The organism is Paucisalibacillus globulus (assembly GCF_900184735.1).
Lineage (GTDB): Bacteria > Bacillota > Bacilli > Bacillales > Amphibacillaceae > Ornithinibacillus > Ornithinibacillus globulus_B.
On the sequence record NZ_LT855395.1, the window covers coordinates 432,553 to 453,166 of the forward strand.

Below are 20,614 nucleotides of genomic sequence, written 5' to 3' on the forward strand. Positions count from 1 at the left end.
TAAAAAATCATGCATCCTTCCCTATAAAAAAATACGATTTTTACCGCTCAATAATTTTAGAAAAATTATAAACAATGCTATAATTCTCTTATATGAGTATATTTATCACTCAACTATCCCCATTAGCACGGAATATCCACAGATAGTTTTAAGAACCACGCGCACACAGCTATCTGAATACTCTTGTTATTTTCCTTTTATAATATCCATAAGAAGGGTGGTCATATATGGACAATATCAAAGAAACCATAAGAGAAGTAATTTTATCTATTTTGCCGATTACTATTATCATTACTATTTTGCAATTTACAATAATTTGGCTCCCAATGGAGGTATTCATCCAATTTCTAATTGGTGCTCTAATGGTTGCAATTGGTCTTATTCTTTTCTTATTAGGTGTTAGTGTTGGTTTACAGCCCGTTGGAGAGCTAATTGGATCGGCACTGTCCAAAACAAAAAAGGTATGGATGATTATATTATTCGGGTTTATTCTAGGGGTTGTTGTGACAATTGCAGAACCTGATGTACGGGTACTTGGCACTCAGGTTGACAGTGTGTCTGGTGGCGCAATTCCACAATCTATATTAATATTATCCGTTGCGCTTGGAGTTGGGATTTTCGTTGGACTTGCAATGCTTCGTATTATTTTAAACATAAATATTGTATATTTACTAATTGCCGGTTATGGTATTGCTTTCTTTTTAGCCGCTTTTACACCTCCTACTTTTGTTCCGATATCGTTTGACTCTGGTGGGGTTACTACTGGCCCATTAACCGTTCCATTTATATTAGCTTTAGGTGTCGGAGTTGCTACTGTAATCCGTGGTAAATCATCATCTAGTGATGGTTTTGGATTAGTAGCACTTGCATCCATTGGCCCTATTATCTCTGTTCTATTGTTAGGGGTGATTTATGGATGACTCTGCATATTTTCGAAGGATTCACGGAGGTATTATTGGAGGTATTCAGTGCGTTAGCACCATTAGCAGTTCTATTTATTTTCTTCCAATTATTCTTCTTAAAATTGCCGATTAAACGAATAGTTGATATTGGAATAGGTTTCTTACTAACGTTTTTAGGTCTTTCCATCTTTTTACAGGGTGTCCATATTGGATTTCTTCCGGTAGGGGAAATAATGGGTCAAAAATTAGGATCACTACCAAATAAGTGGGTATTATTACCAATAGGATTTATTATCGGATTCTTTGTTGTTTATGCGGAACCAGCTGTTAGTGTACTGATTAACCAGGTGGAAAAAGTCTCTGGGGGTTATATTCCAGGGAAGATTCTTTTATATACATTATCAATTGGTGTGGGGCTTGCAATTGTTGCTGCCTTTATCCGAATCTTTTTGGGTATTTCCCTATGGTATTTTATCGTACCAGGTTATATAATAGCACTAATCATGGTTAAATTTTCATCCAAGACATTTACATCCATAGCATTTGATTCCGGTGGAGTAGCAACCGGTCCAATGACTGCAACCTTTCTCCTAGCACTATTTGTAGGGGTTGCGTCGGTAACAGAAGGTAGAGATCCTCTTCTAGATGGATTCGGAATGGTTGCACTGGTAGCACTTGCACCAATCTTAAGTGTCCTCACCCTCGGAATTTTATTTGGAAGGAAGGAGAAAAAACAAAATGCCGAAAACCAAGCTCAGGTCAAAGCTCATCATCACGATCGTTAAAAAGGAAAAGGCAAAAAAGATCGTTCAAGCTACGAAAAAAGCTGGTGCAAAAGGCGGAACTACTCTCCTAGGAAATGGTTTTCGTGCTGATGAAAAGATGCGTTTTATGGGTATTCCAGTTGAACGAGAACGAGAAGTCATCCTTACATTAGTGGATGATGATATATACCCTAACGTACTTGATGCCATTATAACCACTGCAAAATTAAACCAACAAAAGCAAGGAATTGCTTTTGTATTGAATACAAAAAATGTTACAGGTATATGCCATATGCTTGGAATTGATATGGAAGTTGAAAGTGACAAGGAGGCTTCAATCACCATGAATGAGGAAAAAATTCTTTACGATCTAATTATCACCATCGTGAATAAGGGTGACTCAGAAAAAGTGGTTGACGCTTCAAAGAAAGCTGGCGCTGAAGGTGGAACCATCATCAATGGTCGAGGTACTGGTATTCACGAACAAGCAAAACTATTTAACATTCTAATTGAGCCTGAAAAAGAGGTTGTACTCACTCTTATTACAAGAGATAGGACAGAAGCTGTTCTTAACGCCATTAATATAGGCGCTGGGTTAAACACCCCTGGAAAGGGAATAGCATTCGTATTAGAAGTTGAAAAAACGGTTGGAATCAACCATTTGCTTAATAATATGGTTAGTGAAAAAATGAATGAGAATTAATAGTAAAAGGCATTCGCAAGCTAGCGAATGCCTTTTTAGTTAGTCTTTGCTATTTAAGTATTCATCAGGCTTATCGCCGCCATGTGCAGAGCTATTTTTGAATTGACTCTTCCTACCGTTTCGGTGCTCACCATGGTTTCTATTTTCTTTAAACATATTGTTAAATTCCTTCTCTTTATTAACCAATGACTATCGCCTCCTTGAGGGTAGTTTTTGAGTGTATGTAAAAGTTATGCAAGTTATATTGAAATATGAAGAAGGTAGGGTTGTGGTAGTGCATTTTGTTGTCAATTGGTGCTCATGATATGGTACTCATAAACATTTCTGCTTTGATTCTCTTCAAAATGTTTATGAGCGTGGCTCTCATGATCATTTCTACTCTGTTTCTCTTTTAAATGTTTATGAGAGGGGATCTCATGATCATTTCTACTCTAATTCCCCTTAAAATGTTTATGAGCGTGGCTCTCATGATCATTTCTACACTAATTCTCCTTAAAACGTTTATGAGGGTGGCTCTCATGATCATTTCTACCCTGATTCTCCTCAGAATGTTTATGAGAAGGGTCTTCATGAACTTTTCTATTCTGATTCCCCTCAAAAAAAGTCCATGAGAAAGATACTCATGAACTTTTCCACATTTATTTACATCCTAATGTCTTTGACAATTATCCTAAGACAACCTAATTAGTTAGTTACCACCTGAGCATTCGTAACTATGCCTTTGCCTAGAGTTTCGGCTACGCTTTTACCAGCAATCCTTCCACTAAATAAACAGCCCCCTAAAAAGGTACCTTCTAAAGCTCGGTATCCATGAACGCCACCGCCACCGAATCCAGCAACTTCTCCAGCTGCATATAACCCCGGTATTGGTTCCCCGTTTTCATCTAGCACTCTTGAGGATAAGTCGGTTTGTAATCCTCCTAGAGTTTTTCTGCTCAGTATATTTAAACGAACAGCAATTAATGGACCATTTTTGGGGTCTAGTATTTTATGTGGGGAGGCGACACGAATCAATTTGTCTCCTCGATAATTTCGTGCACCTCTAAGAGCTGTAACCTGAAGGTCCTTGGTAAATTTATTATCCATTTCACGATCTCTAGCTGTAAGTTGTCTTTCTATATCATTCACATCCAACAGGGAATCACCGGTCAGTTCATTCATTCCTTTTACTAGATCAGGTAGATTATCTGCAACAATAAAGTCTTCACCTTTTTCCATAAATGCTTTCACTGGTGCGGGTGGACCTGGCAATACTCTTGATAATAGCTTAGGAATACTCTTTTCCGTTAAATCAGGATTCTGTTCCGAACCAGATAAAGCGAATTCCTTCTCTATGATTTTCTCTGTTAATATAAACCACGAGTAATCATAGCCCGTTTTCATAATAGCTTCTAGTGTGCCTAATGTATCAAATCCCGGGAAATTCGGGGCAGGAAATCGTTTCCCCCGAGCATCTAGCCAGATAGATGAAGGCCCTGGTAGAATTCTAATTCCATGTAATGGCCAGATTGGATTCCAATTTTTTATTCCTTCTGTGTAATGCCACATGCGGTCTCGGTTAACAATTCTTCCGCCTATACTTTCTGTTATATCAAGCATACGTCCATCTACATGGGCAGGAACTCCAGATATCATCGTTTCTGGTGGGTTGCCTAACCTGCTAGGCCAATTCTTTTTTATCAATTCAAAGTTTGCCCCAATACCCCCACTAGCAACTATAACTGCCTCTGCATGAAATTCAAATTCCCCAACAACATTTCGGGAACTTTTCTCTCCTCTATTGACATCACTAGGCTCCAGTATTGCTCCCTGTACTCCAGTCACACGCTCATTACTTTGGATTAATTGATCCACTCGATGTCTAGGTCGATATTCCACCAACCCAGCATCAATATACTCTCGTACTTTAGATTCAAATGGTTTTACTATTCCTGGTCCAGTTCCCCATACAATATGGAAACGTGGAACAGAATTTCCATGTCCCTCTGCTAAATAACCCCCACGTTCTGCCCAACCTACAACCGGAAAGAATCGAATTCCTAGGCTTCTTAGCCACTCTCGCTTTTCGCTAGCCGCAAATTCTACATAGGCTTCTGCCCATTTTCTCCCCCAATAATCTTCATCATCCTCCCGATCAAATCCCGCCGTACCTAACCAGTCCTGCCATGCTAACTCTTTAGAATCCTTTATTCCCATCCGACGTTGTTCGGGTGAATCTACTAGAAACAAGCCGCCAAATGACCACCAAGCTTGTCCCCCAAGTGAGGCCTCTGGTTCTTGATCTACAAGCAGTACCTTTTTACCTGAATCTGCGAGTTCCTTTGTTGCTACTAGCCCAGCAAGCCCCGCCCCCACAACGATAACATCATAATTCATAGCGTATCCCCCTTAAGTTAGAAAACGTGTTATACCTAGTATAATATTAATGAATTATATTTTAAATCAGAAAATTCTTTCTGTTTTTTCATCTAGGGTGCGAGCCTGGAATCATGTGACCAATCTTGAGAGCGATGTGACTGCTCTTCCCGTGCATGTGACCAGTTTTAGGCAACTTGTGACCGCTCTTTCCATGCATGTGACCAGTTTTGGGCAACTTGTGACCGCTCTTCCCGTGCATGTGACCAATTTCAGCCTCCTTGTGACCGTTCTTTCCATGCATGTGACCAAATTCGAGTACCTTGTGACCGCTCCTCCCGTGCATGTGACCAATTTCAGGCAACTTGTGACCGCTCTTCCCATGCATGTGACCAACTTCGAGCTCCTTGTGACCGCTCTCCCCATGCATCTGACCAATTTCAGCCTCCTTGTGACCGCTCCTCCCGCGCTTGTGACCAATCTACATAACCTTGCACCCGATTACCCATTCCAATTGCAATAACAGAGTTACATTCAATCCTCATTATGATAGACTACAAATAAAATAACTCTAGTATGAAACATCCAAATCGAACATCACGTCTTATATATGAGTTAGGAAGTTAGGGGGAAATAGAGTGGCCACTCATGATACTTTCCATCCGACATACGATAAGGAGGGCATTAAGGAACTGCAGTCCAACCCTGCCCTTGCCATAGAAACAATTATGGATATGTATGGCGATGAAATAAAACGACTTGTATTTGCTTATGTTAAGAACTCCGCAGATACAGATGATGTTACTCAAGAGGTTTTTGTAACGATCTATCAAAAATTAGATACTTTTCAAGGTAATTCTACTTTAAAGAGTTGGATATATTCGATTGCCATCAATAAATGTAAGGATTACTTGCGTAGCTGGCATGCGCGAAACAAGCGGTTAAAGGAGAAGCTTATTACTTCCTCCCATACCACGGCGAAGGATGAAGTGACTCCTGAAGAGAGAGCGCTACAAAAAGACCATTCCAGTGAGCTTTTTCATACGGTAATGGAGCTCCCAGTTAAATACCGGGAGATTATTATTTTGTTTTACTTTAAAGAACTATCCACTGGTGAGATAAGCCAGATTTTAGATATGAATGAAGCAACCATACGCACAAGACTTAGACGTGGTCGCGAAAAATTAAAAGAAAGCTTATCTTCTATAAAAGGTGGTGTAGACCGTGGATAAAGAATTAAAAGATTTACAGAGTCAATTTAATCAAATCCCTACTTCCTTTACGAATAAAGATAAGCAGGCAGTTCGTGATAAAATAGATAAACTTCCAGTTAAATCGAGACGAAAAGAGCTTCCCATCTATCCCAAGGTAATCACGGGTGTTGCTGTGGCTGTAGCTGTATTGATCTTTGCCATTACCATCAATCAATCACCGGATTTATTTATGAGTGAGAATGATTCTGGTTCTGATGCTAAAATGTCTCAAGAATTTAGTATTCAGGAAGACAATGCAATTTATGATTCAGATACCTCTAACTCGTTTAATGGTGATGCAGCAGAAATGGAAGAAAGTTTAGGCTTGAACATCTTTAATCCTGAAACTGTAAAAGAGCAAATGATACTACCAGTTATGGATGTTCAACAAAACGGAGATGTAACGATTATTACCTTTAAAGGGGACCGCTTAACAGGACGTTTCATTGAAGATGAACAGCTAATGTTTAGCCCTGATGCTGATAGTTGGAATCGCATTCCAATTGCTGAAGGGGATATGAACAAGGATATACCAATATACTTCGATGATGAAGCATATACAAGGTCTACTTTTGACGTGGAACAAGGAATAACTAATGATGTAACCATCACCCCTTATGCGATGGAGTATCATTATTCACCGGGAGGTTCAAGTATTACATTAATAATGGAAGAATATAACCGAATTAATGGAGAGGCAACCAATTCCTATTCCGAAACCATTGCTTTATCAGATGAGCTTATGCAGATATATGAGGAATATAAGACTACATTTGATGATAGGTTGTTAGAAGGTCTCAGTGCTTTTGAGGTCTTTAAGATTTATCACTACGCTAGTCGTTTTAATGATTTAGATACGGAATACGCGCTATATTATAAAAAAGATTCTTTTCCGTATCCTGATAAGGAAAGCTTTATTGCTGAAGTTAGTTCAACCAATTACACAATAGAGCAGGCAGAAGCTTTTTATGAGGAAATGCTAAAGATACAACAGTTTGATGAGCTTCAACTGAGTGGTAATGAGGTTTTAATACGATACACTACCAGAAATGAAATGGGACAAAATGATATCGGATTTAGGCTCTATCTTGATGAGGAACTTGGAGTTTATAAGATAGCTTGGATGGCAATTCAATGATAAAAAAAGAAGAGGCTGGGACATAACTAAAAGTATAAGTTGAGAACCTGAACGAAACACCACATCAGCTCCGGAAATATACGGAGACTCCTACGGGAGGATAGGCATCGGTGAGACCCCGGAAGAGCTTTAGCTCTGCCCCGGAAGAGCTTTAGCTCTGAGGAGGCTCACCAGCCGCCCGTGGAAAGCGTAGTATATTTCCGGAGCGGGTCTATGCGCTTTTCATGTTCGTTCGGATTTTAATCAACTAAAACTCTTTTGTCCCAGCCTCTTCTCACTTTGCTCTAGGAGCACTTTCAAACCCTATTTTACGATGTGTACCGTCACAGAATGGTTTGTTTTCAGAATGCCCACAGCGGCATAGGGAGAAGCTTTTCTTCGTTTCAAATACATTACCTTCAGCATCTACCAACTCTACATCGCCTGTAATACGAAGGGAACCATTATCATTTACTTTAATGACGACCTTTTCACTCATGAAACCCCTCCTATACGATTTTTAATCTTCTTATATAAAATGAATTAATCATAATGAAGCAAAATATGCCTTTTACTATCTTACGTGAATCAGACTAAGAATATGAATTATTCATTAATAGCTTGTCTTACACGGTTCTCCATACGACCTAATTTTTCAATCTCTAACGACACTACATCACCGTCTTTCAGGAACTTCGGAGTTTCCATACCAAATGCCACTCCATCTGGTGTTCCAGTCATAATAAGATCTCCTGGTTTTAACGTAATGAGGTTAGATATAAATTCGATTAAAAATGGAACATCAAAAATAAACTTTTCTGTATTAGAGGATTGACGAAGTTCTCCATTTACATAACAGCGAACATCTAACTTTCCAGGATCACCAACTTCATCTGTTGTAACAACCCATGGTCCAACGGGAGTACTTCTATCGATTGACTTACCTTGTAGCCATTGTGGCGTTCTTTTTTGTAGATCTCGCGCAGAAATATCATTCCCTATTGTATATCCAGCAATATAATCGTATGCATCTTCCTTTTTAACCTTTGATGCTTCCTTTCCAATGACAATTGTTAACTCCACTTCATAATCCAACTTCTCTGTATAAGGTGTTTTCTCTATGTTATCTTCCGGACCAATTAATGCGTTAGCAAATTTAGCAAATAGCACCGGATATTCTGGGATATCGCTTTTCATTTCTTGTGCGTGCTCTACATAATTTCTTCCAACACAAATAATCTTAGAGGGTTCTGGAATTGGCGTACCAAGGTATACGTCATGCCGTGAGTATTGTCCCGCCGCAATTCGGTCCGCATTTCCCTTCACATATGTATAGAGTTTCTTTGCCACTTGAATGGCGGGTTCACCTAACTTAAAGAATGACGTTGGCTCTGAAGGGAATAGTACATCTACCTCTTCTCCTTGGCTTGGATACTTAGCAAGGTAGGCTTCTTGCAAATCTATAACCATATCATCCATCACCATTCCAACTCGAAGTGGAACTTCTTTATCTTTCAATCGATAACTTACTAGTTTCATTTTTTTCCCCTCCATTATTTTGATGTGAATGACTCTATTATATAGTTTTCCAATTATTATGTAAATTTCACCGTCATAGATTACGTAATCTTTTCATCTCCAGGTACTCGGACCTCAACATAGAATACACAACCGTATCATGAAATCTCTCCCCATCAAAGTCTGTATGTCTAAGTACCCCCTCTTTCGTAAACCTATATTTCTCTAAAAGCTTTCTCGACCCCTCATTTTCTGCAAAGATATCACCGACCAATCGGTTTAGCTTTAACGTCTCAAACACAAATGGCAATAAGCTTTGAATAACTTCACTCATGACTCCTCTTCGTTGAAATTCCTCTCGAATAACTGCTCCCATTTCTGCCTTTCGATGCCAGGTATGGACTTTATGCAAACGGAACTGGCCTATTACTCTACCAGAGTCCTTCTCTATGATGACCCAGGGGATTTCTTTTTTCTCTAAGAATCTAATTCGATAGTTAGCGATTAATTCTTCCACTTCTTCTACTGATTTAACTGGATTTGGGGTGATGTATTTCATTGTCTCTTTGTTACTTAGCATGTCAAATAACTCTTTCGAATCTTCTAGTGTAATTTCTCTGAGTATGTAATGCTTGGATTCTAAGATGGGGATTTCTGTGAAATAGTTATCCATTGTTTTTTCCTCCAAAAAGAAAGGACTTGAATAGGTTCAAGCCCTCCTGAACTCTTTACGCTTCTGTTGTAGATACTTGCCACAAGACACCAAACTTATCTTGAACCTGACCGTAGAGCGGGCTCCAAAATGTCTCTTGCAATTCCATGATGACCTTCCCACCATCTTCTAGTTTGGTGAAAACGTCCTTCGCATTATCAGATCCCTCTATCATAATAGCAATGGATAAATGGTCACCAACTTGATATGGATTTCCAGGAAAGTTATCGGATATCATGAGTACAGAATTTCCGATTTTTAAATGAGCATGTAGAACAAGGTCTTTCACTTCCTCGGGAACAGCCTTTCCTTCCATCGGATTTTCACCAAAGGTTTGAAAACTTAACACCTCTGCTCCAAAAACATCTTTATAAAACGTTACCGCCTCTTGCCCATTTCCGTTCGTAACTAAATAGGGATTGATTTCTTGAATCATATTCGCACCTCTTGTCTATAAATTTATCATATTTTCTCCTGATTTTTACCACAGTATAGGATTACCCATCTTGCAGGACGGTATTCCTTTATTGGTTGGAGAATGGAGGGAGTAGCAACATTACGCCTCTCCCTTCCCCTGTTACGCCTCTACTCCAACGCCATTTACTTGCTTAACAAACTCTTTCATTAATCCTGGCAAGTCAGGCCATGCATGACCAGAGATTAGGTTACGATCAACATGATTGGACTCACTCATGTAGGTTGAACCTAATGCTTCTACTTCCGGTTTACAAGCAATATAAGCCGTTAGCTCTCGCCCTTTCATATGTTCCCGTACCGTTGTAAGGACTTGTGCTGCATGACATACAGCAGCAATAGGCTTATCCGCTTCAAAAAAGTGACTGACAATAGCCGGAACATGCTCATTCAAACGCATATGCTCAGGCGCGCGCCCACCCGGAATGATTAATCCATCATATTCCTTTGGATTAATTTCAGCAAAGCTTGCACTTGCCTCAATTAAATATCCTTCCTTCTCTGTATAGGTCTCCCATCCGATGAAGTCATGAACCACAGTATGTAGCTTCTTAGGTGATGAGGCAGCAATGGTAGTTTCATATCCTTCCTCTAGGCAACGAAAGTAAGGATAATAGATTTCAAGTGCCTCTACTGCGTCTCCAGCAAGAATTAATACTTTTTTGGACATGATAATTCCTCCTTTAAATTGATTAAATTTAAAGCTTCACTAATATATTCTCTATTTTGGAATAATAATCCTCCTATTCATATAAATTCACGAAAACTTAATATCCAATTTATTCATCATTTACCCCTTCGCATCTGTTTAAATTGTCTATGATAATAGTACTGATTACTTCTGCGTAATTCATTAATATTTTCCATTACTATCTTCCTTATCACCAATTTTCCACTAAGAATATTACCTCATTTTTCCAAATAATAAAGGAATTAAGAGGGCCTTCACCGAATAGTTCACTAACTAAAAAGCAAGGGAGGGTATTGATATGGGACAAACCTCACGATACATTCCTAACTATCCAAATACTTCTTAGAAACATTCACAAACAACTTATCAACAAATAGCTTTATCCACCTTAGAAGTTTCTCATGTGCTTTCTATCCAAAAATTATTTAGGAGGAGATTTACATGAAACTATATTTAGATCCTGGTCATGGTGGTACAGATAACGGAGCTAGTGGAAATGGGTTGTTAGAAAAGAACATTACCTTAGATATTGCACTGCGCATACGCAATACGCTCATCAACGGGTTTGATAACGTGGACATTATGATGAGCCGCTCAAGTGATATTACAAAAACCCTCAAGCAGCGAACAGACGAAGCAAACGCCTGGGGAGCTGACTACTTTTTATCCATCCATTGTAATGCCTTTAATGGATCTGCTCGAGGATATGAGGATTATATTCATAGTAATTTGTCCGATTCATCTTTGACTGCTAGATACCAAGATATTCTTCACACGGAAATCACCAAGTTAAACCAACTTACCAACCGCGGACAGAAGAAAGAAAACTTCCATGTTCTGCGCGAATCAGCAATGCCAGCAATTCTTACTGAAAATGGATTCATTGATAATGCTTCTGATGCTAATTTGATGAAACAGGCAACTTGGCGTCAAGCGGTAGCGCAAGGTCATGCAAACGGGATAGCCATAGCATTTAATCTTCCTCCGAAACAAAGCGGTGGCGATGTGCTATACAAGGTTATTGCAGGTTCCTTTACTTCTAGAGCCAACGCAGAAGAACGTGTTACCTTTTTGAGTAATAAAGGAATTGATTCCTATATTGGTACGGTTGTCCTTTCTGGCACCACATGGTACCGCGTCCAAGCTGGTGCTTTCTCTAGCCGAGACAATGCCGAACAACGCTTACAACAAGTTAAAAATGCAGGCATCCAAGACGCATATATTGCGATAGAGCAAAGTACGTCTGCACTTGAACCTGTAATGGCTAGTGAATAATTTAATAAAAAAGGGTGGCTCTTATTCAGAGTCACCCTTAACTAACCATTCCGCAAATCCAAGCAAATCATCAAATCGCATATCCGCTTCACTAGATGTTTTTTCCCTTGTACCAACTAGAACAGTCGTTACGCCGGCTTCTCTACCGGCATCTATATCTGGATCACGATCCCCAACCATATAGCTTTTTTCTAAATCAATATGATGTTTCTCCGCTAAATCAATTAGCATTTGAGGTCTCGGCTTTCGGCAAGCACAACCGGCATGTGGTTTATGCGGGCAATATGCAATATCATCGACACTTGCACCAAATTCAGCTAAATCATCCTCCATCTTTTGATGTACCTTCTCCAGTGCAGTTTCTTTCATATAACCTAGTCCAATCCCACCCTGGTTCGTTACCACAAACACCTTGTATCCTGCTTCATTAAACAGCTTTATCGCTTCCCCAACACCATCCAGCAAGTAGAAATCGCTAGGTTTATTTACAAATTTCACCCGGCGGGTTAACACTTCATTTATAACACCATCACGGTCTAAAAATATTCCAGGTAGCATAATCTCACCTTCCAACTTTTCTACGGCTAGTATACCCAATATTCGCAATCAAAATCTATGCTACACAGCCGCATTCTTCCTTTCAGCCCCAATTCAATAGTAAAATGATGTGATACACGATCTCATTACTTCATTTCAAACTCAATTCAACGGCAAAGTGATGTACTACACGTTCTCATTCTTCATTTCAACACAAATTAAATGGCAAAGTGATGTACTACACGTTCTCACTCTTCATTTCAACACAAATTCACTGGCAAAGTGATGTACTACACGTTCTCATTCTTCATTTCAACACAAATCTACTGGCAAAGTGATGTACTACACGTTCTCATTCTTCATTTCAACACAAATTCAATGGCAAAGTGATGTACTACACGTTCTCATTCTTCATTTCAACACAAATCTACTGGCAAAGTGATGTACTACACGTTCTCATTCTTCATTTCAACACAAATCTACTGGCAAAGTGATGTACTACACGTTCTCATTCTTCATTTCAACACAAATTCACTTCAAATAGCTCAATACTTCCTAAAGTTACCAGGTATTTTCTATTAAACAGCTCCACTCCCCATGAATACACCCTATCTAAATCAATAGATTAGTATAGCCTTTATATCTAATTTGACATACTACCAAATATATAGTAAATTAGCTAATGGCGAACGATTTTTATTCGCTATAAATAAAACATTCGTGTTTAGGAGTGTAAATTATGGATAATGTATTTGATTACGAAGACATTCAATTAATTCCCGCAAAATGTATTGTTCAAAGTCGTTCTGAATGTGATACATCTATCACATTTGGCGGACGTCAATTTAAATTACCAGTCGTACCAGCAAATATGCAAACTATTATAGATGAAAAAATCGCTTTACAATTAGCAGAAAACGGCTATTTCTATATCATGCACCGATTCCAACCTGAAAAACGCATTGATTTCGTTAAAGATATGCAAGAGCGTGGTTTGTATGCATCCATTAGTGTTGGAGTAAAAGAAGAAGAGTACCGTTTTGTTGAAGAATTAGCAAATGAAAACCTAACGCCTGAATATATCACAATTGATATTGCTCACGGTCATTCCAATGCAGTCATTGATATGATTAAACATATTAAAAATCACTTACCAGAAAGCTTTGTCATTGCTGGTAATGTTGGTACACCAGAAGCTGTTCGTGAATTAGAAAATGCTGGTGCTGACGCAACTAAAGTAGGGATTGGACCTGGGAAAGTATGCATTACGAAGATTAAAACTGGATTCGGAACAGGTGGCTGGCAGTTAGCAGCACTTCGTTGGTGTGCAAAAGCAGCAAGTAAGCCAATTATCGCTGATGGTGGTATTCGTACTCATGGTGATATTGCTAAATCTGTACGATTTGGTGCATCCATGGTCATGATTGGTTCCTTATTTGCCGGACATGAAGAATCACCTGGTGAAACGGTTGAGAGAGATGGCAAACTATTTAAGGAATACTTCGGTTCCGCATCAGAATACCAAAAAGGTGAGAAAAAGAATGTAGAAGGTAAGAAAATGCTTGTCGAACATAAAGGATCTTTAAAAGATACTTTAATTGAAATGCAACAAGACCTTCAATCATCTATCTCTTACGCAGGCGGAAACAAATTAGATGCAATCCGAAACGTTGATTATGTAGTCGTGAAAAACTCTATCTTTAACGGGGACAAGGTTTACTAAGATAACAAAAGCGCAGGGCGCCCGGTTAGGGACTACGGACTGGACTGAGCCGTAGGAGATATAGGAAACATGCCCCTTCATAGGGGTATGTCGACGTTGGCCGCAAAGGTTGGTATTAGTCGACCTTCCTTTGTAACCGGAGTCGATGTTGACTTATCTTGTCATGAGGTGAGGGAAGTCTCGCTAGTCCCTGGGCGCCCGGAGCTAGACGTGGCCGTTCCTGATTAATTATTCTCGAGCAGCCTATAACATAAGAAAAAGGTGAACACATATGTGCTCACCTTTTTAAATACTAATCAACCATTTTTTGTAGTTGGTGTAATTGAAATGTACGAACCGATCTTGGTAAGAAACGACGAATTTCATCTTCGTTGTAGCCTACTTGTAGACGTTTTTCATCAATGATAATCGGTCTTCTTAATAAACCAGGATTTTCTTGGATTAATTGATACAATTCCTTCATAGGAAGTTGTTCGATATCCACATCAATTTCTTTGAAAACCTTCGAACGTTCTGAAATAATTTCTTCTGTACCATCCTCTGTTAAACGCAATATCCCTTTAATTTCATCAAATGATAACGGTTCCGAAAAAATATTACGTTCCTTATATGGTATGTTGTTCTCTTGAAACCAGGCTTTTGCCTTTCTGCAGGATGTACAACTTGGTGTAACGTATAGTGTTACCATGTAATTACTTCCTTTCTCTCTAGAAGAGATTTGACAACTCATCCCGTATTCTGTTTCCAATGGTAGAATCACCTAAAGACTCATGTATTCCCATAATAAAAACATATCTTTTTATATTAAATATCTTTAATTCAATATAAGTTTAGTACAGCTAGACAGCAGTGTCAACCTCATATCCCTTACTAATTAACTATACATAGATAATTATAACATTAGAAACTTCTGTTCGCTATGGCTTTTTTAAAACATCTAATAATATTTAAAACCCTATCTGAAAGTATGCCCTAAAGGAGAGGGGGTTTATGCACTAATTTTGATTTTACCTGCTGAAATTCTCATTTTTTACACATTCTTTCGGAATCCATCCTACCTCACCGTTACCTTTTTTCACTAGAACAAATCCTTCACATTCGTCATCTACTATTTTTACATATTCCCCGTACTTTACCGTTATAAACGTCACACTTAGATCATTCTTACAGTAATGCTTTTCTCCTTCTTTAACTAAATATTCATTTTTCACCCACTGGATTGTACCTAAGTTGATATTTTCACATTTAGTGAAATACTTTTTCTGTTCAATTGGTCTCATCTCATAATTAGGATATGTAACGGTTCCTTTTATGTTAGTTGGATCTATATACTCTTTCACAATTTTTGCTTCCTTCTCCAGGTCATCCACATAGGCAAAGGAATATTCACCATCCTCTATAATTAAAGCATTAAGCTGCCCATCCTTCTTAATTCGATTCCCACCATCAATTGAAATAATTCGCTTATCATGATTGATTAGAGGGTTATGGGAACTAGCTTGTTGAGAGCGATAATTTACAACTGGCCAGTGCCCAACGATAACCGTTTTCTCTGATTGATGTTCTTTTTCCTGGAACGCCTTGGCATATAATGCTGTTGATTCCTCTGTATGATACCAATCTACTAAATTATCAATTCCTGCATGAACAATAATATGGTGATTCGTCTCATAAGCAGTTGCTAGAGATTCTAACCAATTTATTTCCTCCTGAAAGTTTTCTTTATAGAATCTTCCTAGATCGCTTAGGTCAGTAAAGTCATCCAGCGTCTTGCCATGCTTGGCCATCATTTCATTTAATATAGAAAACTTTCTTTGTTTCATATAATTTCGTATTCCTTCATTTCCATCAAACACATAACGATGCACCACATCACAATTTCCCTTTGTAACAAAGACAAGCTGATTGTTCGCTACTAAGTCCCTTACAAAGTCAATGACTTCCAAACTATTAACACCTTTTTCACAGAGATCACCATTGATAAAGAGGTAATCATCTTCGGTGAAATTCACTTTTTCTAATAGTCTTTTGAACAGATTAAGGTTTCCGTGGATATCTGATGTAACAATCATTCTTCTAGATTTATCAAGTTTTAACTTTTGAATTTCAATCATGTTTCTTATCCTCTCTTTCGTACCAACGAAGTGCCTTTTTATCTATTTCTAAAGCGAGTTCATGCTTTCCATTAATATAGGATTCTATATCATATGGATAACGAAGTGCTAATTGTTCTTTCAATCTTCCATATCTCATTGCATCTTCAGGATGTTTCCTTAAATAATCCCTAAAGGCCAGATGGCGAATGATTTCCTTGTTTCCCTTTTCATAAATATGGACATGATGCGTCCTCTCGTCCCCACCTTTTTGAAAATATCTTCGACCCCTGATGCCGTTTTCCCCTTTGGGTTTATAGCCTGCCTTCTTCATTTCATCATCATAATTTTCGATTCTAGTAATATCATTTACTACTGGCATCATATCAATAATTGGTTTGGCTGAAAGTCCTGGAACTGCAGTACTTCCTATATGGTAGACTTCCACTATCTCAGTTCCGAGAATTTCCTTTAACCGTAAAGCCTCCAATTGAAATATTTTTTCCCAATCTCGATGATAAGTTGTAACGATAACCTGTCTCATAAACACCCCTGCAATTTACCATAATCTTCTATATTTATAATTTTATCATGAAAATCTATCATTACCATTCTTATTTTCAGACCTCGTACTTCCCAATATTACCCAGAAATATTACAATAACCATTAGGAACAATTGACTAACAATTGTGTTAGCTTCTAGGGGGAAACGGTCCATGAAATTTACAACAAAAGAAATATTTTCAATTCCTAATGTCTTATCTTATATAAGACTATTATTAATACCTGTCTTTGTTTATATATACATAACCGCTGATAGCACTGGTGACTATTATGTCGCAGCATTTATTATTCTTCTATCTGGACTAACCGATATGTTCGATGGACTAATAGCCAGGAAATTTAATCAAATTACTGAACTCGGGAAACTGGTCGACCCAGTTGCAGACAAATTTACACAAGCAGCCATTGTCGCCTGTTTAATGTTTCGATATGACTATATGTGGATATTAGTGATACTACTAGTTGTGAAGGAATTATTTATGGGGATCAATGGAATTATTCTACTAAGAAAAGGTAGAAAACTAGATGGCGCAATGTGGTTTGGTAAGGTCTCAACGGCCGTTTTCTATGCAGCTACTTTTATATTAATAGGTTTCCCAGAAATTAGTATTCACTTTGCTACAATCTTAATGTTAATAACCGGGGTATTTTTAGGGCTATCTTTCTTATTGTATATTCCAGAGTTTTTAAAGCTTTACCGGAGAGTATAATCAAATAGGAGGCATCATTATGGATGAGTTTTTAAGTAGAGCAGTAGAATTGGCAGTAGACAATGTAAAAGAAGGTGGACAACCTTTTGGAGCAGTATTAGTAAAAGACGAGCGCATCATCGCTGAAGGTGTGAATGAACTACATAAAACTTATGATGTTAGTGGTCACGCAGAACTCCTTGCGATAAGGAGAGCACAAGAAGAGCTCCGTACAAATGATTTATCTGGTTATACCATGTATGCAAGTGGTGAACCTTGCCCTATGTGTCTAACCGCCATGTATTTTGCTGGCATTGACAAAGTTTATTACTGCCAGTCTGTTGAGGATGCTATCAAAGTCGGTTTAGGTAAATCTAGCATGATATATGAAGAAATAAAAAAGGAACGAGCAGATCGGTCGATTACTATGACAAGAGTTCCTTTAGAACGAGAACAAGAGAATCCAATGCAGCTTTGGAAGACTGTAAACAAATAATAAATCCACCCAAGTCAAACATTTGGGTGGATTCTTTTTCCAATGAACAAATTCTTTTATCATCTCTGATAAAATTCAGGTTTTATTTAAATTAATCGATATCGATTCTTCGGCCTCCCCTTCTTGCCGTATTGTGAAACAACCTCCACCTCTCCTCTACCTTCGAGGTAATTTAAGTACCGATGAACAGTCTGATAGGCAATTGGCAAGGCGTTCTTAATTTCATCAATCGTTATTGCTTTTTCTTGATTGAGTAGGTAACTTTTAATTGACATCAACGTATCTTGTTTTATACCTTTGTCTACAAATGCACTAATATGATCCTCTGTAAGCTTACTGACTTTTAGATTTAATCGAATTCTAGAAATTAAATCAGGTGCTTTGATAGGTTTTAATGCAAAGTCTGTTGCACCAGCTTTCATAAATGTATCCGCCACTTCCTGTCTTTCATCAACCGTAAGCACAATGATTGGTACATGAACATTAAACTTGCGTATTTCCTTTGTTGTTGTAATCCCGTCTCCATTCGGCAAATGATAATCCATCAGTATGAGGTCAGGCTCCATCTTTTCAAATAAAGCAATTGCATCTTTACCACTTACCGCTTCAATCACATTCCATTCGGCAAACTGACAAATTTCCTTCAGTGTATAGCGAATACCTTCATTGTCATCAACGACTAAGATTGTTGTACTCATAAGCTTTCTCACCCTCTTCATGAATTGGAAGTATTATGTTCATTTGTGTATGACTACCTGGAACACTACTAACCTGAATAGTACCATGGTGATTTTCAACAACTGATTTTACAAAGGATAAGCCTATCCCGGAAGAATTTCTAGTACTAAAACCTTCGTCCCAAATGGCATGGAGATGGGATGTTTTTATCCCTTGTCCATTATCAATAATTCGAAATACAATATGTTTATCTACTCTATTAACATTCACATGGATGCTTCCCGCTTTTCCGGCCATGGAAGAGATAGCATTCTCTAATAAATTGGATATCGCACGTGAGAATCTAATTTTATTTACACATATAGGAGGCAAGTTTCCTTCTAAATTGACCACAATCTCTATATTCTGTTCAGCTAATATCAGATGGCTGGTTACATATTCTAATAGTTCTTTTATAGAAATTGGCTGTTTATTATGTTCATAAAGAATTTCAGAAATCATATCATTCATTTTTTGAATAGAACTTCCCATTCTTTCTAGATAATTCTTAATAGAAGTCTCTCCACTTTTCTCGAGCCGCATCTTAATTAAGGAGGATAGCCCCTCCATTGTTGTCAAAGGAGTTTTCAAATCATGTACTAATGAGTTTATTTCTTCATGTAGTTTTGATTCTACTAAAGCAATCCTTGCTGCCTTAAGTTCCTGCTCACCCTCCTGAATCTTTTCCATTGCAATAATCCGTTTGTTAAGCAGATTCAAGAGAAATGTTAGTATTACTGAGATAATTAAAAATAAAATAAAAAATAAGCTTGCTAGTGTATTTAACAAATAATTACCAGTTAGATAGTGATCGGCAATTTTCAGACTGGTCGCAATATCATTGGTCCCTATTCCGAACTTTGATAACCATGGAATTAACTGCATCCAACTCATTGCAAGTAGCACGATAAATAATAAAACAGAGTAGATCAAATAAAAATTCTTTCGCCTTGGGATAAATCCCTGAATAAATAATAAAATTGCTAATGTAAGTAAAATGCCAATGTAGGAAAAACCTTCCTTGTGAAGGTAATTATATATAAATAATATTAGGAGTATTGTAAGAGCATATAATAATTGCCAAATTAGATTTCCATTTCTATTAAACTTGCCATGTATCACAAGGATTCCACCAAAGAAAATAAAAAAGAAAATCATCGTGTACTTTGCTACATAAAGAATTGAAATAATAACTAACTTCCCACTATCCCTTAGTAGAATGCTAGCTTCCATATTCTCTATCATGTAAGTTGAGCTACTTTCCACTATTGTTGGTAGCAAGATGCCAAGCATAACTAGTAGACTGCCTATCATTATGGATATGTGATTGTCATTCTTTTTCATATGACCACCTTTTCTTAAGCCTTAACGATATGCTGAGTTAAACGGAACTTCTATTTCTTTTATTTCATTCACAAGCGTTGTTGGAACATGGTGCTCTTTCAACAACATTCGCAAATCACGACTATGCTTGGAGTTTTTTAAACCGATGTAGTAGGTTGTGTGTGGAATAATAGACTCTAGTAATCCCCATGTTGTTTCATCTTCACGTAGGACCCCAGATATGTCTACTAAGATTACTGGAATAGAGTTTTTCTCTGCTTCTTGGACCAATTCCTTTGCCCTATGAAATTCCTCCTTCACATTTCTTAATGTTTGGGATAGTCCATTTTTACTATAGCCAACAATCATTACAACACTTTTATATTCGTATAGGTCTGTTGCAAGAGCACGCGGTCTATAATCTGATTCTAAATTTAAATTATCAGCAATTGACTTGAGCACTGCGCTTTCTACAGCTTGTCCTGCTGAGGTAATTAAAATATCCTCCATAGCAATTGGTACAGGTAGATTGGGATATGTATTAATCTTTCCGCTAGAGGGGTTTACCATCTCAAAAGTTAGTAGGAAACAAGCTAAACATATGCCAATGAAGGTTGGAATAAATTGCTTCAATTCGAAATCCCCCCATTATTGGTTATATAGAAACACAAAAAAGGATAAAGCATTAACTTTATCCTTTATCATAC

The 20,614-nt window shown here is 37.9% G+C and carries 25 protein-coding genes; 11 read left to right on the forward strand and 14 right to left on the reverse strand.

Annotation, left to right across the window (positions count from 1 at the left end; all coding sequences use genetic code 11):
• Nucleotides 1–227 precede the first annotated feature (227 nt).
• The 3 genes from BN999_RS16300 to BN999_RS16310 are packed head-to-tail and all read left to right on the forward strand — an operon-like array spanning nt 228 to nt 2,369.
• Nucleotides 228–920 carry a DUF1538 domain-containing protein gene (locus BN999_RS16300; protein WP_096273106.1) on the forward strand — a complete coding sequence of 231 codons (693 nt, stop codon included), beginning with the start codon at nt 228–230 and terminating at the stop codon, nt 918–920.
• Nucleotides 917–1,687 (forward strand): DUF1538 domain-containing protein, encoded by a 771-nt coding sequence (locus BN999_RS16305; protein ID WP_096273108.1) that lies wholly within the window; start codon nt 917–919, stop codon nt 1,685–1,687. The genes BN999_RS16300 and BN999_RS16305 overlap by 4 nt, the downstream gene beginning before the upstream one ends.
• Entirely contained in the window at nt 1,641–2,369 is a 729-nt protein-coding gene (locus BN999_RS16310) for a P-II family nitrogen regulator (protein ID WP_096273110.1), read from the forward strand. Before BN999_RS16305 ends, BN999_RS16310 begins: the two co-directional genes overlap by 47 nt.
• Nucleotides 2,370–2,408: 39 nt before the next feature.
• Here the strand turns inward: BN999_RS16310 and BN999_RS20760 are convergent, their stop codons facing one another.
• Nucleotides 2,409–2,555, reverse strand: coding sequence for a hypothetical protein (locus BN999_RS20760; protein ID WP_176482007.1), 147 nt, complete (start codon nt 2,553–2,555; stop codon nt 2,409–2,411).
• A gap of 498 nt (nt 2,556–3,053) precedes the next feature.
• Nucleotides 3,054–4,745, reverse strand: a complete 1,692-nt coding sequence (locus BN999_RS16320; protein WP_096273113.1) for an FAD-binding dehydrogenase — start codon at nt 4,743–4,745, stop codon at nt 3,054–3,056.
• A 49-nt stretch (nt 4,746–4,794) separates the two neighbouring features.
• Here BN999_RS16320 and BN999_RS20350 point away from each other — a divergent pair, with 49 nt between their 5' ends.
• The 3 genes from BN999_RS20350 (at nt 4,795) to BN999_RS16335 (ending at nt 7,115) form a co-directional block, all read left to right on the forward strand.
• Entirely contained in the window at nt 4,795–5,247 is a 453-nt protein-coding gene (locus BN999_RS20350) for a hypothetical protein (protein ID WP_141249082.1), read from the forward strand.
• A gap of 115 nt (nt 5,248–5,362) precedes the next feature.
• The gene (locus BN999_RS16330) at nt 5,363–5,956 is read left to right on the forward strand and encodes a sigma-70 family RNA polymerase sigma factor (protein WP_255247494.1); all 594 of its coding nucleotides are present in this window, start codon (nt 5,363–5,365) and stop codon (nt 5,954–5,956) included.
• A complete protein-coding gene (locus tag BN999_RS16335; RefSeq protein ID WP_096273117.1) occupies nt 5,949–7,115 on the forward strand; it encodes a hypothetical protein in 1,167 nt (388 codons plus the stop codon). Before BN999_RS16330 ends, BN999_RS16335 begins: the two co-directional genes overlap by 8 nt.
• Before the next feature lie 274 nt (nt 7,116–7,389).
• On the opposite strand, the gene BN999_RS16340 is transcribed toward BN999_RS16335, so the two are convergent.
• The 5 genes from BN999_RS16340 to BN999_RS16360 form a co-directional block, all read right to left on the reverse strand.
• Nucleotides 7,390–7,593, reverse strand: a complete 204-nt coding sequence (locus BN999_RS16340; RefSeq protein WP_096273119.1) for a CDGSH iron-sulfur domain-containing protein — start codon at nt 7,591–7,593, stop codon at nt 7,390–7,392.
• A 107-nt stretch (nt 7,594–7,700) separates the two neighbouring features.
• Complete coding sequence (locus tag BN999_RS16345; protein ID WP_096273121.1) at nt 7,701–8,633, reverse strand: fumarylacetoacetate hydrolase family protein; 933 nt, start codon at nt 8,631–8,633, stop codon at nt 7,701–7,703.
• Between the two features lie 73 nt (nt 8,634–8,706).
• Nucleotides 8,707–9,285: a GNAT family N-acetyltransferase gene (locus BN999_RS16350; RefSeq protein WP_096273123.1), complete on the reverse strand. Its 579-nt coding sequence runs from the start codon at nt 9,283–9,285 to the stop codon at nt 8,707–8,709.
• 55 nt (nt 9,286–9,340) lie between these two features.
• Nucleotides 9,341–9,760, reverse strand: coding sequence for a VOC family protein (locus BN999_RS16355; RefSeq protein ID WP_096273125.1), 420 nt, complete (start codon nt 9,758–9,760; stop codon nt 9,341–9,343).
• Between the two features lie 141 nt (nt 9,761–9,901).
• Nucleotides 9,902–10,468 carry a DJ-1/PfpI family protein gene (locus BN999_RS16360; RefSeq protein WP_096273127.1) on the reverse strand — a complete coding sequence of 189 codons (567 nt, stop codon included), beginning with the start codon at nt 10,466–10,468 and terminating at the stop codon, nt 9,902–9,904.
• Between the two features lie 462 nt (nt 10,469–10,930).
• Here BN999_RS16360 and BN999_RS16365 point away from each other — a divergent pair, with 462 nt between their 5' ends.
• On the forward strand, nt 10,931–11,764 hold the full coding sequence (locus BN999_RS16365) for an N-acetylmuramoyl-L-alanine amidase (protein WP_096273129.1): 834 nt from the start codon (nt 10,931–10,933) through the stop codon (nt 11,762–11,764).
• 21 nt (nt 11,765–11,785) lie between these two features.
• Here the strand turns inward: BN999_RS16365 and BN999_RS16370 are convergent, their stop codons facing one another.
• Nucleotides 11,786–12,322, reverse strand: a complete 537-nt coding sequence (locus BN999_RS16370; RefSeq protein ID WP_096273131.1) for a D-glycero-alpha-D-manno-heptose-1,7-bisphosphate 7-phosphatase — start codon at nt 12,320–12,322, stop codon at nt 11,786–11,788.
• Between the two features lie 718 nt (nt 12,323–13,040).
• Here BN999_RS16370 and guaC point away from each other — a divergent pair.
• Both guaC and BN999_RS21100 read left to right on the forward strand, forming a co-directional pair.
• Nucleotides 13,041–14,024: a GMP reductase gene (gene guaC, locus BN999_RS16375; protein ID WP_096273133.1), complete on the forward strand. Its 984-nt coding sequence runs from the start codon at nt 13,041–13,043 to the stop codon at nt 14,022–14,024.
• 96 nt (nt 14,025–14,120) lie between these two features.
• Nucleotides 14,121–14,252, forward strand: a complete 132-nt coding sequence (locus tag BN999_RS21100) for a hypothetical protein (protein ID WP_255247495.1) — start codon at nt 14,121–14,123, stop codon at nt 14,250–14,252.
• Nucleotides 14,253–14,316: 64 nt separating this feature from the next.
• Here BN999_RS21100 and spxA read toward each other — a convergent pair whose 3' ends face one another.
• The 3 genes from spxA to BN999_RS16390 form a co-directional block, all read right to left on the reverse strand.
• Entirely contained in the window at nt 14,317–14,712 is a 396-nt protein-coding gene (gene spxA / locus BN999_RS16380) for a transcriptional regulator SpxA (RefSeq protein ID WP_026907937.1), read from the reverse strand.
• A 319-nt stretch (nt 14,713–15,031) separates the two neighbouring features.
• Complete coding sequence (locus BN999_RS16385) at nt 15,032–16,138, reverse strand: metallophosphoesterase (RefSeq protein WP_096273135.1); 1,107 nt, start codon at nt 16,136–16,138, stop codon at nt 15,032–15,034.
• Nucleotides 16,131–16,661: a GrpB family protein gene (locus tag BN999_RS16390; protein ID WP_096273137.1), complete on the reverse strand. Its 531-nt coding sequence runs from the start codon at nt 16,659–16,661 to the stop codon at nt 16,131–16,133. Before BN999_RS16390 ends, BN999_RS16385 begins: the two co-directional genes overlap by 8 nt.
• A 173-nt stretch (nt 16,662–16,834) precedes the next feature.
• Between BN999_RS16390 and BN999_RS16395 the strand changes: the two genes are divergently transcribed.
• Entirely contained in the window at nt 16,835–17,392 is a 558-nt protein-coding gene (locus BN999_RS16395; RefSeq protein WP_096273139.1) for a CDP-alcohol phosphatidyltransferase family protein, read from the forward strand.
• 19 nt (nt 17,393–17,411) lie between these two features.
• Complete coding sequence (locus BN999_RS16400; RefSeq protein ID WP_096273141.1) at nt 17,412–17,867, forward strand: nucleoside deaminase; 456 nt, start codon at nt 17,412–17,414, stop codon at nt 17,865–17,867.
• Nucleotides 17,868–17,953: 86 nt separating this feature from the next.
• Here the strand turns inward: BN999_RS16400 and BN999_RS16405 are convergent, their stop codons facing one another.
• From BN999_RS16405 to BN999_RS16415, 3 genes are read right to left on the reverse strand one after another with little or no spacing between them, the layout of a single operon-like run.
• On the reverse strand, nt 17,954–18,565 hold the full coding sequence (locus BN999_RS16405; RefSeq protein ID WP_096273143.1) for a response regulator: 612 nt from the start codon (nt 18,563–18,565) through the stop codon (nt 17,954–17,956).
• Nucleotides 18,540–19,928, reverse strand: coding sequence for a sensor histidine kinase (locus BN999_RS16410; RefSeq protein ID WP_096273145.1), 1,389 nt, complete (start codon nt 19,926–19,928; stop codon nt 18,540–18,542). The genes BN999_RS16405 and BN999_RS16410 overlap by 26 nt, the downstream gene beginning before the upstream one ends.
• Before the next feature lie 21 nt (nt 19,929–19,949).
• Nucleotides 19,950–20,540 (reverse strand): DUF6305 family protein, encoded by a 591-nt coding sequence (locus tag BN999_RS16415; protein WP_096273147.1) that lies wholly within the window; start codon nt 20,538–20,540, stop codon nt 19,950–19,952.
• Nucleotides 20,541–20,614 lie beyond the last annotated feature (74 nt).

Coding starts and splice junctions, on each gene's coding strand:
- BN999_RS16300 (WP_096273106.1), top strand. CDS start 228: ATGGACAATATCAAAGAAACCATAAGAGAAGTAATTTTATCTATTTTG.
- BN999_RS16305 (WP_096273108.1), top strand. CDS start 917: ATGACTCTGCATATTTTCGAAGGATTCACGGAGGTATTATTGGAGGTA.
- BN999_RS16310 (WP_096273110.1), top strand. CDS start 1,641: ATGCCGAAAACCAAGCTCAGGTCAAAGCTCATCATCACGATCGTTAAA.
- BN999_RS16320 (WP_096273113.1), bottom strand. CDS start 4,745: ATGAATTATGATGTTATCGTTGTGGGGGCGGGGCTTGCTGGGCTAGTA.
- BN999_RS20350 (WP_141249082.1), top strand. CDS start 4,795: ATGAATTATATTTTAAATCAGAAAATTCTTTCTGTTTTTTCATCTAGG.
- BN999_RS16340 (WP_096273119.1), bottom strand. CDS start 7,593: ATGAGTGAAAAGGTCGTCATTAAAGTAAATGATAATGGTTCCCTTCGT.
- BN999_RS16345 (WP_096273121.1), bottom strand. CDS start 8,633: ATGAAACTAGTAAGTTATCGATTGAAAGATAAAGAAGTTCCACTTCGA.
- BN999_RS16350 (WP_096273123.1), bottom strand. CDS start 9,285: ATGGATAACTATTTCACAGAAATCCCCATCTTAGAATCCAAGCATTAC.
- BN999_RS16355 (WP_096273125.1), bottom strand. CDS start 9,760: ATGATTCAAGAAATCAATCCCTATTTAGTTACGAACGGAAATGGGCAA.
- BN999_RS16360 (WP_096273127.1), bottom strand. CDS start 10,468: ATGTCCAAAAAAGTATTAATTCTTGCTGGAGACGCAGTAGAGGCACTT.
- BN999_RS16365 (WP_096273129.1), top strand. CDS start 10,931: ATGAAACTATATTTAGATCCTGGTCATGGTGGTACAGATAACGGAGCT.
- BN999_RS16370 (WP_096273131.1), bottom strand. CDS start 12,322: ATGCTACCTGGAATATTTTTAGACCGTGATGGTGTTATAAATGAAGTG.
- guaC (WP_096273133.1), top strand. CDS start 13,041: ATGGATAATGTATTTGATTACGAAGACATTCAATTAATTCCCGCAAAA.
- spxA (WP_026907937.1), bottom strand. CDS start 14,712: ATGGTAACACTATACGTTACACCAAGTTGTACATCCTGCAGAAAGGCA.
- BN999_RS16385 (WP_096273135.1), bottom strand. CDS start 16,138: ATGATTGAAATTCAAAAGTTAAAACTTGATAAATCTAGAAGAATGATT.
- BN999_RS16390 (WP_096273137.1), bottom strand. CDS start 16,661: ATGAGACAGGTTATCGTTACAACTTATCATCGAGATTGGGAAAAAATA.
- BN999_RS16395 (WP_096273139.1), top strand. CDS start 16,835: ATGAAATTTACAACAAAAGAAATATTTTCAATTCCTAATGTCTTATCT.
- BN999_RS16400 (WP_096273141.1), top strand. CDS start 17,412: ATGGATGAGTTTTTAAGTAGAGCAGTAGAATTGGCAGTAGACAATGTA.
- BN999_RS16405 (WP_096273143.1), bottom strand. CDS start 18,565: ATGAGTACAACAATCTTAGTCGTTGATGACAATGAAGGTATTCGCTAT.
- BN999_RS16410 (WP_096273145.1), bottom strand. CDS start 19,928: ATGAAAAAGAATGACAATCACATATCCATAATGATAGGCAGTCTACTA.